12 protein-coding genes are annotated in these 15,172 nt (G+C 68.7%); 6 read left to right on the top strand and 6 right to left on the bottom strand.

Annotated features, from left to right (window positions below):
* Positions 1-6: 6 nt before the first annotated feature.
* Positions 7-972, top strand: a complete 966-nt coding sequence (locus ABQE44_RS23545; protein ID WP_448432201.1) for a magnesium transporter CorA family protein — start codon at positions 7-9, stop codon at positions 970-972.
* Here the strand turns inward: ABQE44_RS23545 and ABQE44_RS23540 are convergent.
* Both ABQE44_RS23540 and ABQE44_RS23535 read right to left on the bottom strand, forming a co-directional pair.
* Positions 950-2,047, bottom strand: a complete 1,098-nt coding sequence (locus ABQE44_RS23540) for an NAD(P)/FAD-dependent oxidoreductase (RefSeq protein WP_448432199.1) — start codon at positions 2,045-2,047, stop codon at positions 950-952. The genes ABQE44_RS23545 and ABQE44_RS23540 overlap by 23 nt on opposite strands.
* Before the next feature lie 36 nt (positions 2,048-2,083).
* Positions 2,084-2,452: a VOC family protein gene (locus ABQE44_RS23535; RefSeq protein ID WP_448432197.1), complete on the bottom strand. Its 369-nt coding sequence runs from the start codon at positions 2,450-2,452 to the stop codon at positions 2,084-2,086.
* Between the two features lie 57 nt (positions 2,453-2,509).
* On the opposite strand from ABQE44_RS23535, the gene ABQE44_RS23530 reads away from it, so the two are divergent.
* Positions 2,510-3,184: a DUF3060 domain-containing protein gene (locus tag ABQE44_RS23530; protein WP_448432195.1), complete on the top strand. Its 675-nt coding sequence runs from the start codon at positions 2,510-2,512 to the stop codon at positions 3,182-3,184.
* A gap of 6 nt (positions 3,185-3,190) precedes the next feature.
* Here ABQE44_RS23530 and vapC read toward each other — a convergent pair whose 3' ends face one another.
* The 4 genes from vapC to ABQE44_RS23510 all read right to left on the bottom strand — a co-directional run bounded on the left by vapC (position 3,191) and on the right by ABQE44_RS23510 (position 5,913).
* Positions 3,191-3,595, bottom strand: a complete 405-nt coding sequence (gene vapC / locus ABQE44_RS23525) for a type II toxin-antitoxin system VapC family toxin (RefSeq protein ID WP_448432193.1) — start codon at positions 3,593-3,595, stop codon at positions 3,191-3,193.
* Complete coding sequence (locus ABQE44_RS23520; protein ID WP_448432191.1) at positions 3,592-3,804, bottom strand: type II toxin-antitoxin system VapB family antitoxin; 213 nt, start codon at positions 3,802-3,804, stop codon at positions 3,592-3,594. The genes vapC and ABQE44_RS23520 overlap by 4 nt, the downstream gene beginning before the upstream one ends.
* Positions 3,805-3,985: 181 nt before the next feature.
* The gene (locus ABQE44_RS23515) at positions 3,986-5,140 is read right to left on the bottom strand and encodes a zinc-binding dehydrogenase (protein ID WP_448392106.1); all 1,155 of its coding nucleotides are present in this window, start codon (positions 5,138-5,140) and stop codon (positions 3,986-3,988) included.
* 38 nt (positions 5,141-5,178) lie between these two features.
* Positions 5,179-5,913 carry a ZIP family metal transporter gene (locus ABQE44_RS23510; protein ID WP_448432189.1) on the bottom strand — a complete coding sequence of 245 codons (735 nt, stop codon included), beginning with the start codon at positions 5,911-5,913 and terminating at the stop codon, positions 5,179-5,181.
* A 121-nt stretch (positions 5,914-6,034) separates the two neighbouring features.
* Here ABQE44_RS23510 and ABQE44_RS23505 point away from each other — a divergent pair, with 121 nt between their 5' ends.
* Genes ABQE44_RS23505 through recD form a run of 4 tightly spaced genes read left to right on the top strand, consistent with a single transcriptional unit; the run spans position 6,035 to position 15,114 of the window.
* Positions 6,035-6,940: a universal stress protein gene (locus ABQE44_RS23505; RefSeq protein ID WP_448432187.1), complete on the top strand. Its 906-nt coding sequence runs from the start codon at positions 6,035-6,037 to the stop codon at positions 6,938-6,940.
* Positions 6,941-6,959: 19 nt separating this feature from the next.
* The gene (gene recC, locus ABQE44_RS23500; RefSeq protein WP_448432185.1) at positions 6,960-10,211 is read left to right on the top strand and encodes an exodeoxyribonuclease V subunit gamma; all 3,252 of its coding nucleotides are present in this window, start codon (positions 6,960-6,962) and stop codon (positions 10,209-10,211) included.
* Positions 10,212-10,213: 2 nt separating this feature from the next.
* Entirely contained in the window at positions 10,214-13,456 is a 3,243-nt protein-coding gene (gene recB / locus ABQE44_RS23495; protein WP_448432260.1) for an exodeoxyribonuclease V subunit beta, read from the top strand.
* Complete coding sequence (gene recD, locus ABQE44_RS23490) at positions 13,453-15,114, top strand: exodeoxyribonuclease V subunit alpha (RefSeq protein ID WP_448432183.1); 1,662 nt, start codon at positions 13,453-13,455, stop codon at positions 15,112-15,114. The genes recB and recD overlap by 4 nt, the downstream gene beginning before the upstream one ends.
* Positions 15,115-15,172: the final 58 nt, after the last annotated feature.

The raw sequence follows: 15,172 nt of genomic DNA, 5'->3' as shown, positions 1-15,172 counted from the left end.
GACGCTGTGAAACGGGTCCGGGGGCGGGTGTGGCGCGGCGGTAAGCCGCAGGACGACTTCGACTTCGCGTCGATCTCGGACTACCTGGCCGACGCCGACGCCCTGGTGTGGTGCGACATCTACGACCCCGACCATGAGACGTTCAAGGAGCTGGCCGAGGAGATCGGGCTGAACACCTGGGCGGTCGAGGACGCGATCGCCGAGGCCGAACGCACCAAAGCCGTTGCCTACCATACGCACACCTTTTTCACCGTGTACGCCGTCTCGGTCGACGAGGCGACGATCCAGACCCATCGCATCTCCGGGTTCGTGCTGCCGCGCGGGCTGATCACGGTGCGGCTGCCCCCGGACTTCGAGATCGACTCGGCGTCACAGCGGTTCGACGAACTCGGCGGCCACGAGTACGGCGTGGGTGCGTTGGTGCACGGACTTCTCGACGTCGTGGTCGACGGCCACTTCGACGCGGTACAGGTGCTCGACGACGCCATCGAGGGGATCGAGGACGAGCTGTTCGCCGACCGGCCGCGTGATGAGTTGCAGCGCCGCACTTTCCAGCTGCGCAAGGACCTGGTGAAGCTGCGGCGGGTGGTGTTGCCGATGCGCGAGATGGTCAACTCGATTCAGCACCGCCGCCTGGACGCCAAGACCGCACCCGAGCTCGACCCGCTGTATGCCGACCTCTACGACCACGTGCTGCGGGTCTCGGAGTGGACCGAGTCGTTGCGCGACATGATCACCACGGTGTTCGAGACCAACCTCTCGCTGCAGGACGCGCGGCTGAACACGGTGATGAAGAAGCTCACCGGCTGGGCGGCGATCATCGCGGTGCCGACGGCGATCACCGGCTTCTACGGCCAGAACGTGATGTTTCCGGGCATCGACACGGTGGCCGGCTTCCTGACCAGCAGCATCATCATCGTGCTGCTCGTGATCATCCTGTACGTGAGCTTCAAACGCCGAGACTGGCTGTGAGCACGCCGACTTCCTTGCCGTCGGCCTCGTACTCGACGGTGAAGCCGTTGTGGTCGTCGACGAGCCTGCTGACGTCGTAGCCGGTGCCCCACCCGCGGTACCTGAGCGCGGAATTGCCGATCAGGCAGGAGAACTGGGGCACCTGGTCCCAGCGGGCGCCGTAGCCGGCGGCGGTAAGCCCGGCGACGTAACCCTGCTGGGCGGCGTCGCGCCAGTGCTCGGCGGGGATGTGCCTGCCCGCGGTGACGTTTCGGGCCAGCGCGACGTCACCGGCGGCGTAGACGTTGCGCGCCGACGTGCGCATGTGCTCGTCGACGACGATGCGCCCGTCGTGGATCTTTAGCCCGGCCGCGCGGGCCAGCGTGACGTCGGGCCGCACCCCGGTGGCCGTCACGACGACGTCGGCGTCGACGGCTTCACCGCTACCCAGCAGCACGCCGGCGTCGTCGATGCCGATGACGGTGGCTTCGCCGACGAAGCGGACGTCGTTGTCGGACAGGATCTTTACCACGCGTTCACCGGCTTCCAGACCGAAGCGACGGTGCAGCGGCACGGGTTCGGCGGCCACCAACGTCGTCGCGACACCCTGCTCGGCCAGGCAGGCGGCGGCCTCGCAGCCGATCAGCCCGGCGCCGATCACGACGGCCGAGTCGGCGTAGCGGGCGGCCATCTTGAGCGCGACCGCGTCGGCGAAGGTGCGCAGGGTCAGCGCCGACTCGACGCCGGGGATGTCGGGCCGCACCGCGGTGGCGCCCGACGCGATGACGAGGTGCCAGTAGGGGTAGCGGCTGCCGCCTTTGGTGATGACCTCCTGGCGGTCGACGTCGATGGCGGCGACGGCGACGCCGCGGATCAGGTCGACGCGGTTGCGGGTGAACCAGGCGGGGCTGTGCAGGTCGCGCTTGTCTTCGCGGCCGCACAGATAGCCCTTGCTCAGCGGCGGTTTGGCATACGGCAGGGCGGGGTCGTCGGTCAGGATGCGCACGGGGATGTCGCGGTGTTTGGCGCGGAACGTCTCCGCGGCGCTGACCCCGGCCGGGCCGGCGCCGACGGCGATGAAACCTGCTGCCACCACACCGTCTTCATACCCATCTGGGGCGCCGGGCACGCTTTAGTCGTCGAAGTCCCAGACGAGGCAGAAGGTGTGGCCGGCCGGATCACGAAAGACCCGGAAGTTGTCTTTGCCGACGGCGTCGGTGACCCGGGCGGCGCCCAGAGCCAGGATGTCGCGTTCGGCGGCGTCGGCGTCGTCGACTGCGATGTCGAGGTGGAACTGCTGGGAGCCACGCGGATCGGGGAACGTGGGCGGCTCGTGCTCCGGCGAGTGTTGGAACGCCAGCCGTCGACCCGAGGGGTCGGTCAGCACCACCCAGGTGTCGTCTTTTTGTGTGATGGTGCCGCCGAGCACTTTGGCATAGAAGTCCGCCAGCGCTCGGGGGTCTCTGCAGTCCACGACGACGGATCGCAAGTTGCCGATCATGAGGGCCGAGTTGCCGCTAATCCGCCGTCGCAAACGGGAGTGTGCCAATATCTGCCCATGAATCCGCAGGACGACCCCGAGGAGCGCATCCGCCAGCTCGAGCAGCTGCGGACCGGGCCGGGCGCCGTCGAGTTGGGCGCGACCCAGCCGACGCCACCTACACAGCCGCTGCCGCCGCCGGTGTGGGCGGACCCGTATGGCGCGCCGCAATACGGGGTGCCGTACCCGCAGCAGTCCCACAGTCGGACGCCGGCCATGGTGATCTTCGTGGTGATCGCGGTGGCAGTGCTGGCGGTGTTCGGCGTGGTCGGGGCGATCGTGTGGAACATGAGCACACAGACGACGGCCAGGGTGGACCCCGGGGTGGCCGGCGGGGGCGGATTGTTGGACCCGGTGCCTGCGCCCGACGTCGACTTCCCGGCCATCGAGCCGATGCTGCCCGGCAACGACTCGGTGGTGACCGCGCCGCCGGGCGGCAAGCTCAGCGTCGCGGGCGTGGACGGCACCAAGACCGTCGAGTGCGACGACAGCGAAATCAACATCAGCGGGGTTAACAACACCGTCACGATCACCGGGCACTGCGCGATGGTCAACGTGTCCGGCGTCGACAATCAGGTGACCCTCGACAGCGCCAACGCCATCATCGTGTCCGGGTTCGACAACGGCGTGATCTACCACTTCGGCGACCCCGAGATCAACGCCTCTTCGCGGAACTCGGTGGCCCGGGGCTGACGGGTTTCATCGCAACGATGTTGCCTCGAGGGTGGTCATCGCCGCGATCACCTCGAAGTCGGTATCACGGTGGACAATTCGAGCGTCATGCCGAATGGCCAACGCCGCGATCAAGCAGTCGTTGATACTGCGAACCGTGCGGCCGGCGCGACGGGCAGTGCAGTAGATCTGTGCGGCCGCCCGAAAGTCGGTTGCGCCGTCGACGGCCAATGACGGCAGCCCATTGACCAAGCGCTCGAGTTTGAGGTACACATCCTCGCCGCGCGCACCCGACAGGATTTCCATCGCGACGGGCTCGCACATCGCGACGTCGTCTGTTTCCTCGGAAAGCAAGCGCCGGACTTCGACTGCAGCCGCCGAACCCGTCGCCCGGAAGTACTCCACCCACGCCGAGGTGTCGATCAGGATCACGACAACTCGTCGGGCTGCTCGCGTCGCAGCTCGTCGAGGTCGCCGTCCCATCCGACGCCTTCCAGCCCGAGGAGGAACTCCTTGTCCAGCGGGGCGCCGACCAGTCGTCGCAACGCCAGATCGACGGCGTCTTTCTTGGTGGCGACGCCGAATCTGCGCATCACCTCAGCGACCAGCGCATCGTCGAGATCGATGTTTGTGCGTGCCATACACCAAGCATACACCTCGCAGTCTCGCCGTCCGGTGGCCCCGGCGCTCTGAAGGATGGTGACCGAAGGTGCCAAGCTATGCGCGAAAGATTCGCTCTTACCGACCACCATGGCCATTAGCAGCGAATAATTCGCGCAGAGCTTGGCACTTGCCACATACCCCCCGGCGCCCCAGCCCCCGCTACGGCGCGTCCGCGTCGCTTCCGGGATCGATCAGGATCTTGGCGTGCGCCTCCGGGTCGCCCAGCGCGTCGAACGCGGCCTCGACACCGCCCAACCCGACGGTTCCGGTGATCAGCGGGGCGGCGTCGATCTTGCCGTCGGCGAGCAGATACAGCGTGTCGCGGAACTCCAGCGGCGTGTAGCCCAGCACGAAGCGCAGGTCGATCTCCTTGTTGATCGCCATCGACGGCCGAATGTGGTCGGCGCCCATACACACCCCGACGACCACCACGCGCGAGAACACCGGCGCGCTGGTGATGATGCTCTCGATAATGCCGGGCACGCCAACGCATTCGAAGATGACCGGGTGCTTCGGCGTGGTCGCGCCGGCCTTGTCCGCGGCGCGCCAGACGTGCCACCATGGCAGCCGCAGCTTGTGGATCTTCTCGATCGTGCTCAGCGCGAGATCCCCGGCGTCGGTGAAGGATTCGAGGAAGCCGTGCTCACCGGAGAACGGCGATTCCTGCGCGGGATCCACGACGACGTCGGCGCCGCAGCGGGTCGCCAGCGCGCGCCGGCCGGCCGAGAAGTCGCTGGCGATCACCGTGCGCACACCCTTGGCCTTCAGCGCCAGAATGACCGCCAGCCCGATCGGCCCGCAGCCGATCACGAAGGCGACCTGGCCCTTGCGCACGTCGCCGCGCTGCACGGCGTGCCAGCCGACGGCCATCGGTTCGGTGAGTGCCGCCACCTCGACAGGTAACCCGTTGGGCACCGGGAACGTGAGGGCCTGTTCGACGAGCAGCTGCTCGGCGTACGCGCCGGGCGCCTTGGCGGTCAGCCCGATGCCGTGGACGTCCTTGCCGCGCCGCAGCAGCGGCATCGCGACCACGGTCGTGCCGGGCTTGGGCGCCTTGCGCGTCTTGGGCCCGTGGTCGAGCACGGTGCCGCAGAACTCGTGGCCGAATACCACCTGCTGATCGGAACGCATGAACTCGTCGTAGCCGGTTTCGGCCATCACGTCGGCGAGCTCGTCCATGGAGTGGCGGGCGTGCAGGTCGGAGCCGCAGATGCCGCAGCGTTGCACGTCGATCAGGAGCTGGCCCTTCGCCGGGATCGGGGTCGGTTGCTCGACCACGTGCAGGTTCGCGTTGGTGCAGACGACGGTTTTCACGCGTCCGAGCGTATCCGCGCAGTGTGGCTCGGTGGGCGTCATCCCAGCAACGCGACCGTCCCCAGCAGCGCTAACCCGGCTAAGAAGCTCAGGGTGTACACGGCCTTCTCGCGAAGGCGCGGCGAGCTTGTGATTTCGGGCAATAGATCAGCCAGCGCGATGTAGATGAAGTTGCCCGCGGCGAACGGCACCAGAACCGCGACCTCGACGTGCCCGGCGAAGCCGTAGGCGATCAACCCGCCGAGCGGGAATGTCAGTGCTGAGGCTACGTTGTAGGCCAACGCGTGCCGCACGCGCCAGCCGCTGTGCACGAGGATCCCGAAATCGCCCATCTCTTGCGGGATTTCGTGTGCGGCCGCGACCAGCCAGGTGATGATGCCGAGCCGGATGTCGATGATGAACGCGCTGCCGACGGCGACTCCGCCGATGAGGTTGTGCAGTCCGTCGGCGGCCAGGATCAGATAGCCGATGGGACGATGTTCGTCGATCGGGCGATGGCAGTGGTGCCAGTGCAGGAATTGCTCGAGGACGTGAAACGAGACCATGCCGGCCGCCACCCACAGATAGACCGATAGCTGGTTGCCGAGCACCGCGATCGATTCGGGCAGCATGTGAAACAGCGCTCCACCGAGCAAAGTGCCTGCGGCCAGCGCCACCATCGGCAGCACCACGCGCGAGAACAGCGGTGGCGGTAAAAACAGCGCCGCGCCACCGATCAGCGCTAATGCGCTCATCGCCAGGCCCGAAACGACGATCCAGCCCAGCACCGACATGGCCAAACACGTTATCGGCCAAAGTGCTCGGCCGGTTAGGGACTAAAGCCCACTGACATCCCGTCGAATCGCACCTAATGTCGAGAGCACCTGCGCCTGGTGTGCTGGGAAGGAGACTGAAGTGTCGGACCAACAAACTTCGTTGGGGATCGTGGTCGGTGCCGACGGCTCACCGTCGTCGATGGTGGCGGTTGAGTGGGCCGCACGCGATGCCGAGCTGCGGAACGTACCGCTGAAGGTCGTGCATGTCGTGGCGCCGCTGGTGACCACCGAGGGATGGACCGAGGCCTCGGATGACTACGCGAGGTTGCAGCAAGACCAGGCCCGCCAGATCATCGAGCACGCGCACAAGGTCGCCGTGGCGGCCGTGTCTTCGGACCGCGCGGCCCAGGTGAGCACCGAGGTCAGTTACGCCCCGGTCGTGCCGACCCTGCTGGAGCTCTCCAAGCGGACCGACATGATCGTGGTGGGCTGCCGTGGACAGGGCGCCGTCTCCCGTGCCCTGATGGGCTCGGTCAGTTCCGGCGTGGCCCATCACGCGCACTGCCCGGTGGCCGTCGTCCACGACGAGGTACCGCTTACCGAGCGCTCGCAAGCCCCGGTGGTGGTCGGCATCGACGGATCACCGACCTCGGAACTCGCGACACAGATCGCCTTCGACGAAGCTTCGCGCCGCGGTGTCGAGCTGGTAGCGCTGCACGCCTGGAGCGACATGGGCCCGCTGGGCTTCCCGCCGACGGACTGGGCGCCGATCGAATGGCGGAATATCAAGGACCAGGAGGAAGAAGTACTCGCCGAGCGGCTGGCCGGATGGCAAGAACGGTATCCCGACGTCGGCGTGCGCAGGGTCGTGGTGTGTGACCGCCCGGCGCCGCGGCTGTTGGAGCAGGCCGACAATGCCCAGCTGGTGGTGCTCGGCAGCCACGGCCGCGGCGGGTTCACCGGCATGCTGCTGGGCTCGGTCAGCACCGCAGTGGCCAACGCTGCCCAGGTCCCGGTGATCATCGCCCGTATGCCTCGCGGCTGAACACGGCAGAATCGCTTCGATGGCTCTGTTTATCCATCGGGCGGAACGTACCGACCTGCTTGCCGATGGCCTTGGTGCGCTGCTGTCGGATCCGCTGGCCGACCCGTTCGCGCAGGAACTGGTCATCGTGCCCGCCAAGGGTGTCGAACGCTGGCTGAGCCAGCGGCTCTCGCACGTGCTGGGCCGCGGGGCCGGCGACGACGGTGTCTGTGCGGGTATCGCGTTCCGCAATCCGCGCTCGCTGATCGCGGAACTCCTCGGCCTCGACCGCAGCGCCGACGACCCGTGGGCGCCCGACGCGATGGTGTGGCCGCTGCTGGAGGTGATCGACGCCAGCTGCACCGAGGCCTGGTGCAAGCCGCTGGCCACCCACCTCGGCCACTTCGAAACCGGTGAGGAAAAGGAACTGCGGCAGGGCCGGCGCTACGCGGTGGCCCGCCGTCTCGCGGGCCTGTTCGCCTCCTACGCCCGGCAGCGTCCGCAGCTGCTCGTCGACTGGGAGAACGGCGACGCCGGTGACGTCGCCGAGGATCTGCGGTGGCAGCCGCCGCTGTGGCGGGCTCTGCTCGACAAGATCGCCGCCGATCCGCCGCACATCAGGCACGCCAAAACCGTTGCGATGCTTGAGGAGTCACCCACCGATCTGCCGCAGCGGATGTCGTTGTTCGGCCACACCCGGCTGCCCAGCACCGAGATAGAACTGTTGCGCGCGCTGTCCACCCACCACGACCTGCACCTGTGGCTGCCGCATCCCAGCGACCGGCTGTGGTCGTCGCTGCGCGGCGTGCACGGGCAGATCCCGCGCAGCGAGGACACCAGCCACCGCGAGGTCGACCATCCGCTGCTGGCCACCCTCGGCCGCGACCTTCGCGAGCTGCAGCGCAGCCTGCCCGCCGACGCCCACACCGACGAATACCTGCCCGGCCCCGAGCGCCCCGACACCCTGCTGGGCTGGCTGCAGGCCGACATCACCGCCAACGCCCTGCGCCCGAAAGGCCGCTCGCACAACGCTACTGACCGCTCGGTGCAGGTGCACAGCTGCCACGGCCCGGCCCGCCAGATCGACGTGCTGCGCGAGGTGCTGCTCGGGCTGCTCGCCGACGACCCGACGCTGGAGCCGCGCGACATCCTCGTGATGTGCCCGGATATTGAGACCTATGCGCCGCTGATCGTCGCCGGGTTCGGGCTCGGCGACATGATCACCGGTGTGCATCCGGCGCATCAGCTGCGGGTCAAGCTCGCCGACCGCGCGCTCACCCAGACCAACCCGCTGCTCGGGGTGGCGTCGCAACTGCTGGCGCTGGCCGGCGGACGCGCCACCTCCAGCGAGGTGCTCAACCTCGCGCACGCCGCGCCGGTGCGCACCCGGTTCGGTTTCACCGATGACGATCTCGAGGACATCACCCGCTGGGTGCGCCAGGCCAATATCCGGTGGGGTTTCGACCAACAGCATCGCCATCCGTTCGGCGTCGACTTCGTGCAGAACACTTGGCGTTTCGGTATCGACCGGGTGCTCGCCGGGGTGGCGATGTCCGACGATTCGCACGCCTGGATCGAGACCACGCTGCCGCTCGACGACGTCAGCAGCAACCGCGTCGAGCTGGCTGGAAAGCTGGCCGAGTACGTGGACCGGCTCCAACAGGTTGTCGAATCCCTTACCGGCGCACAGCCGTTGACGGACTGGCTGAAGGCACTGACCGACGGTATCGAGCTGCTCGCCGACGTCGGCGACGACGACGCGTGGCAGATCAGCCAGCTGCAGCGCGAGTTCGGCGACGTGCTCACCGACGCCGGTTCCCGCGCCGACACCCTGCTGCGCCTGCCCGACATCCGCGCGCTGCTGCAGCGCCACCTGGCCGGCCGGCCGACCCGGGCGAACTTCCGCACCGGCACGCTGACCGTGTGCACCATGGTGCCGATGCGCTCGGTGCCGCACCGGGTGGTGTGCCTGGTCGGCCTGGACGACGGCGTGTTCCCGCGGCGCGGCATCGTCGACGGCGACGACGCGCTGGCCCGCGACCCGATGACCGGTGAGCGCGACATCCGTTCGGAGGACCGCCAACTGCTGCTCGACGCGATCGGCGCGGCCACCGAGACGCTGGTGATTACCTACACCGGCGCCAACGAATACAACGGACAGGAACGCCCGCCCGCGGTGCCGCTGGCCGAACTGCTCGACACGCTCGAGCACACCACCGAGCACCCCGTACGTAAGACCGTCGTCGTCGAACATCCGTTGCAGCCCTTCGACACCCGCAACGTCGTCCCCGGCGCGCTGGGTATGCCGGCGGGGCAACCGTTCACGTTCGATCCCACGGTGCTGCGGGCCGCCCACGCCCGCGCCGGCGAGCGCGCCGAGCGGCAGCCGTTCATCGCCGGGCCGTTGCCCGCTCCCCCACCCGAAGATGTCGCGCTGGCCGACCTGCTCAACTTCTTCCGCGACCCGGTGAAGGGATTCTTTCGCGCGCTGGAGTACACGCTGCCGTGGGAGGTCGACGGCGTCCAGGACGCCATGCCCGTCGACATCGACGCGCTCGAGGAGTGGACGGTCGGTGACCGGATGCTGCACGACATGCTGCGCGGCATGGAACCCCGCGAGGCCAAAGACCTCGAATGGCGGCGAGGCACCTTGCCGCCGGGCCAATTGGGTTGGCGCACAGCGAACAAGATCTGCGAGCAGTCCGGGCTGATCGCGGATGCGGTGCGGCCCTTTCGCAGCGCCGAACCGGGCGCGGTCGACGTCGACATCGACATCGGCGGTGGGCGGCGCGTCACCGGCACGGTGGCGCCGGTCTACGGCGATCAGCTGGTGTCGGCGACGTACTCCAAGCTCGACGGGCGACATCTGCTGCAGCCGTGGATTCGGTTGCTGGCGTTGCTCGCCCACGCTCCGTCGCGCAACTGGACCGCGGTGTCGGTCGGCAGGCCCCCGCGGGGCACCACCCCCCGCGTCGAGGTGATGGGCCGCCCCGAGTCGTCGGCCGTCGAGCTGCTGGCCGATCTGGTGGCGCTCTACGACGAGGGCCGACGCGAACCGTTGCCGCTGCCGGTCAAGACGTCGTACGCGTGGGCCGAAGCCGTCCACGGCCACGGCGAGCCGGAACGGCGGGCCGGCTACCGGTGGCGCTCGGACCGTTACCCCGGCGAGGACACCGAGGCGGCATACCAGCTGGCGTTCGGCAAGAACGCCTGGCTCAAAGATCTGGTTTCCCGCGGCCTCGACACCTACGCATGCCGGTTGTGGCTTCCGATGCTGGGAGCGCTGCAATGACCATGCCGCCCTTCGATCTGCTGGGCCCGCTGCCCGCCGAACGGTCGACCACCGTATTGGAAGCCAGCGCGGGAACGGGTAAGACGTTCACGCTGGCCGGCCTGGTCACCCGCTATGTGGCCGAAGGCGTTGCGACGCTGGACCAGATGTTGCTGATCACGTTCGGCCGGGCCGCCACCCAGGAGCTGCGCGACCGGGTCCGCCGCCAAATCGTCGATGCGGTCACGGCTTTCGACGATCCGTCGCTGGCCGGCGACAACCAGGTGGTCAAACATCTGCTGGACTGCGCCGCCGACGAGTACCAGAACCGGCAGCAGCGGCTGCGCGACGCGTTGGCGGCCTTCGACGCCGCGACGATCGCCACCACGCACCAGTTCTGCCAGACGGTACTGCGCTCACTCGGCGTGGCCGGTGACACCGACGCCGGCGTCGAGCTGGTGGAGAGCCTCGACGAGTTGACCACCGAGATCGTCGACGATCTGTACCTGCGCCACTTCGGCCGCGAGCGCGAAGCTCCGCTGCTGGACTACGACGATGCGCTGACCCTGGCCCGCGAGGTGGTCAACAAGCCCGCGACCGAACTTCGGCCCGTCGACCCCGAACCCGACTCACGCGCCGCGGTCTGCGTTCAGTTCGCCATAGACGTGCTGGCCGAGCTGGATATCCGCAAGCGTCGCCGTCGCATCCTCGGCTACGACGATCTGCTGGGCCGGCTGGCTCTCGCGTTGCAGGCCGAGGACTCCCCCGCTCAGCTGCGGATGCATCAACGCTGGCCGATCGTGTTGGTCGACGAGTTTCAGGACACCGACCCGGTGCAGTGGCAGGTGATCGACCGGGCCTTCACCGGCCGTTCGACGGTGATCCTGATCGGCGATCCCAAACAGGCGATCTATGCGTTCCGCGGCGGTGACATCGTCACCTACCTCGACGCCGCAGCGACCGCCGGTGTGCAGATGACGTTGGGCACGAACTGGCGCAGCGACGGGGCGCTGGTCGACCGGCTGCAGGTGGTGTTGAAAGGCGCCGAACTCGGGGATCCGCGGATCGTCGTGCACGAAGTCTCTGCGGCGCACCAGGGTTCGCGGCTGGTCGGTGCGCCGTCGTGCGAGCCGTTCCGGTTGCGGGTGGTGCGTCGGGAGACGGTGGGCCGCAGCGGAACCAACCCGGCGTTGATCGGTGATCTGCGCAGACACATCCCGCTGGACATGGCCGCCGATATCGCCGCGTTGCTGACCAGCGGCGCGACGTTCGACGGCAGGCCGATCGAGGCCAAGGACATCGCGGTGATCGTCGAGAAGCATGTCGATGCCCGCGCGTGCTACGACGCGCTGTGCGAAGCCGGCATTGCCGCGGTGTATACCGGTGATTCGGACATCTTCGGCGCCGAGGCCGCCGAGGACTGGCTGTGCCTGCTCGAGGCGTTCGACCAGCCGCACCGTCCCGGGATGGTGCGCGCGGCCGCGGCGACGATGTTCTTCGGCAAGACCGCCGAGGAGCTGGTGCATGGCGGTGACGCGCTGACCGATTCTGTCGCGGATACGTTGCGGGAGTGGGCCGGTCATGCCCGCGAGCGTGGGGTGGCCGCGATCTTCGAGGCCGCGCAGCTGGCGGGTATGACCGATCGGGTGCTGTCCTGGCGCGACGGTGAGCGGCGCATGACCGACCTCGCCCACCTTACCCAGCTGCTGCAGGAGGCCGCGCATCGCGAGCATTACAGCCTGCCCGCGCTGCGGGACTGGCTGCGGGAGCAGCGCGGTGAACGCAGCGGCGCCACCGAACGGTTCCGCCGCCTCGACAACGATGCCGCGGCGGTACAGGTGATGACGGTATTCGTCGCGAAAGGCCTGCAGTTCCCGGTGGTGTACCTGCCGTTCACGTTCAACCGGCACGTGCGCGATCCGGAGTTGGTGCTCTATCACGAAGGCAACACCCGCTGCCTGCACATCGGCGGACCCGACAGCCCCGACTACCACGCCGTCGTGCAGCAGGGCCGCGCCGAGGACGCCAGCGACGACAGCCGGCTCACCTACGTCGCGTTGACGCGGGCCCAATCCCAAGTGGTGGCGTGGTGGGCGCCGTCCAAAGATGAGCCCTGCGGCGGCCTGTCGCGGGTGCTGCGCGGCCGCACGCCGAACCAGGCGCAGGTGCCGCCGGCCGTCGTTCCGTCGAAGGTGACCGACGATGACGCGTGGGCGCATTTCAAACAGTGGGAAGCTGTGGGCGGGTTGGTGGTCGAGGAGTCGGTGCCGCGGCCGATACCTCAGTTGCCCCGAGCTGAGGCGCCGGACACACTGGCGGCCAGGCACTTTCACCGATCGATCGACACGTCGTGGCGGCGCACGTCGTACTCGGGGCTGATCCGCGCCGCAGAAGCCACCCCGGTGAGCAGCGAGCCGGAGATCGCCGAGCTCGACGACGAGGTGGCCGAGATCCCGCTGACCTCTTCGCCGGTCGGTGCCGACGTGCCGTCGCCGATGGCCGAGCTGCCCGCCGGCGCGAAGTTCGGCACGCTGGTGCACGCGGTGCTGGAGGACGCCGACCCGTTGGCGCCCGATCTGGCCGCCGAATTGCAGGCCCGCATCGAAGAACATTCGGTGTGGTGGCCCGTCGACGTCGCCGCCGACGACCTGGCGGCCGCGATGGTCCCGCTGCACGACACCCCGCTGGGCCCGTTGGCACCCGGGATCACGTTGCGGCAGATTGGGCTGGCCGACCGGATGCGGGAGATGGACTTCGAGTTCCCGCTCGGCGGCGGTCGGCTGCGCGCGGTGGGCGAGCTGTTGGGCCGGCACCTGCCTGGCGACGATCCGCTGGCGTCGTACGCGCAGCGACTGACCGGCGCGGCGCTGGGCGGGCAGCCGTTGAAGGGGTACCTGTCGGGGTCGGTGGATGCGGTGCTGCGCGTCGACGACCGGTACCTGGTGGTCGACTACAAGACGAACTGGCTGGGTGACCCGTCGCGGCCGTTGACCGCCGCGGACTACGGGCAGCCGCGGCTGGTGGAGGCGATGCTGCACACGGACTATCCGCTGCAGGCGCTGCTGTACAGCGTTGTGCTGCACCGCTTTCTGCGATGGCGGCTGACCGGATACGACCCGGAGCAGCATCTGGGCGGGGTGCTGTACCTGTTCCTGCGCGGGATGTGCGGGCCGTCCACGCCGGTGGTCGACGGGCATCCGGCGGGGGTGTTCAGTTGGCGGCCGCCCGCGGCGCTGACGGTCGAGATGTCGGAGCTGCTGGCATGACGAGCGGCCGGTGGCGACGGGCTTTTGGCGCGACAGGTCTGCTGCGCACGTTCACCGACGCCGAGCTGATCGAATCGTCGGATGTGCATGTGGCACAACGGCTGACGATGCTGGCCGGCGACAACGACGAGCGGGCGGCGTTGGCGATCGCGCTGCTGGTGCGCGCGTTGCGGGGTGGGTCGGTGTGCCTGGACCTGCCGTCGACCGAAGCGCAGGTCGAGGTGAAGGGGCTCGGTGCGGCGGTGCGGGCCAGCCCGTTGACCGGGGTGGCGCTGCGCGTCGAGGGCGATCTGCTCTACCTCGACCGGTACTGGCGTGAGGAGGAGCAGGTCTGCAAGGACATCCTGGCGATGTATTCGGCCACGCCGACCCGGGCCTCCGCGGACGTCGACCGGCTGTTTCCGGCCGGGTTCGAGGAGCAGCGCGCCGCGGCCGAAGTGGCGCTGTCGCAAGGGTTGACGGTGTTGACCGGCGGTCCGGGCACCGGTAAGACGACGACGGTGGCGCGGCTGCTGGCGTTGTTGGCCGGCGGCAGCAGGTTGCGCATCGCGTTGGCGGCGCCCACGGGTAAGGCCGCGGCCCGGTTGCAAGAAGCGGTGCAGACCGAGGTCGACAAGCTGTCGGCGGCCGACCGCTCCGCGTTGGAAGGTCTGCAGGCGACAACCCTGCACCGGCTACTGGGCAGCCGGCCGGACACGTCGGCGCGATTCCGGCACAACCGCGCAAATCGGTTGCCGCACGACGTGATCGTCGTCGACGAGACGTCGATGGTGTCGCTGACGATGATGGCGCGGCTGCTGGAGGCGGTGCGCCCGGACGCGCGGCTGATCCTCGTCGGCGATCCGGACCAGCTGGCATCGGTGGAGGCCGGCGCGGTGCTGGCCGACCTGGTCGACGGGCTGGGCGGCGCGCGGATCGCGGAGCTGAAGACGTCGCACCGGTTCGGCGAGTCGATCGGCGCGCTGGCGCCGGCGATCCGGGCAGGTGACGCGGACACCGCCGTCGAGGTGCTGCGCGAAGGTGGCGATCACATCGAGTGGGCCGACACCGACGCACCCGCCGAACATCTGCGGAAGGTGTTGGTGCCGTGGGCGGTTAGCCTTCGGCAGGCCGCGATACTCGGTGACGACTCCGCGGCGTTGGCGACGTTGAACGAGCACCGGTTGCTGTGCGCGCATCGACGCGGCCCGTACGGCGTGCGGTACTGGAACCATCAGGTCGAGCGGTGGCTGGCCGAGCGCACCGGCGAGCCGATCTGGTCGGACTGGTACGTCGGGCGGCCGGTGCTGGTGACGGCCAACGACTACGGGCTGGGCCTGTACAACGGCGACACGGGCGTTGCGGTGCAGCGCGACGGGGTGTTGCGGGCGGTGATCGCGGGCACGTCGCGGGTCGAGTTCGCGACCAGCCGGCTGGCCGACGTCGAGACCATGCACGCGATGACGATCCACAAGTCGCAGGGCAGCCAGGCCGACGAGGTGACGGTGCTGTTGCCGCCGGAGGACTCGCGGCTGTTGACCCGCGAGCTGTTCTATACGGCGGTGACGCGGGCGAAGAGGCGGGTGCGGGTGGTCGGCCCGGAGGCGTCGGTGCGCGCGGCGATCCAGCGGCGGGCGGTGCGCGCCTCAGGCCTAGCCCGCCGCCTGTCCACACCTTGACCGCCGAACGTGGGTTACCCGCACGCTCCGGCGCCGGTTGGCGTGACACGACCCCACA

This window comes from Mycolicibacterium sp. XJ2546 (assembly GCF_053483195.1).
This window is presented reverse-complemented; position numbering and strand designations above follow the sequence as displayed.

Bases quoted from the DNA above. Each gene is read 5' to 3' on its own strand.
- ABQE44_RS23535 (WP_448432197.1), bottom strand. From the start codon at position 2,452: ATGATCGGCAACTTGCGATCCGTCGTCGTGGACTGCAGAGACCCCCGA.
- ABQE44_RS23530 (WP_448432195.1), top strand. From the start codon at position 2,510: ATGAATCCGCAGGACGACCCCGAGGAGCGCATCCGCCAGCTCGAGCAG.
- ABQE44_RS23520 (WP_448432191.1), bottom strand. From the start codon at position 3,804: ATGGCACGCACAAACATCGATCTCGACGATGCGCTGGTCGCTGAGGTG.
- ABQE44_RS23510 (WP_448432189.1), bottom strand. From the start codon at position 5,913: ATGTCGGTGCTGGGCTGGATCGTCGTTTCGGGCCTGGCGATGAGCGCA.
- recC (WP_448432185.1), top strand. From the start codon at position 6,960: ATGGCTCTGTTTATCCATCGGGCGGAACGTACCGACCTGCTTGCCGAT.
- recB (WP_448432260.1), top strand. From the start codon at position 10,214: ATGCCGCCCTTCGATCTGCTGGGCCCGCTGCCCGCCGAACGGTCGACC.
- recD (WP_448432183.1), top strand. From the start codon at position 13,453: ATGACGAGCGGCCGGTGGCGACGGGCTTTTGGCGCGACAGGTCTGCTG.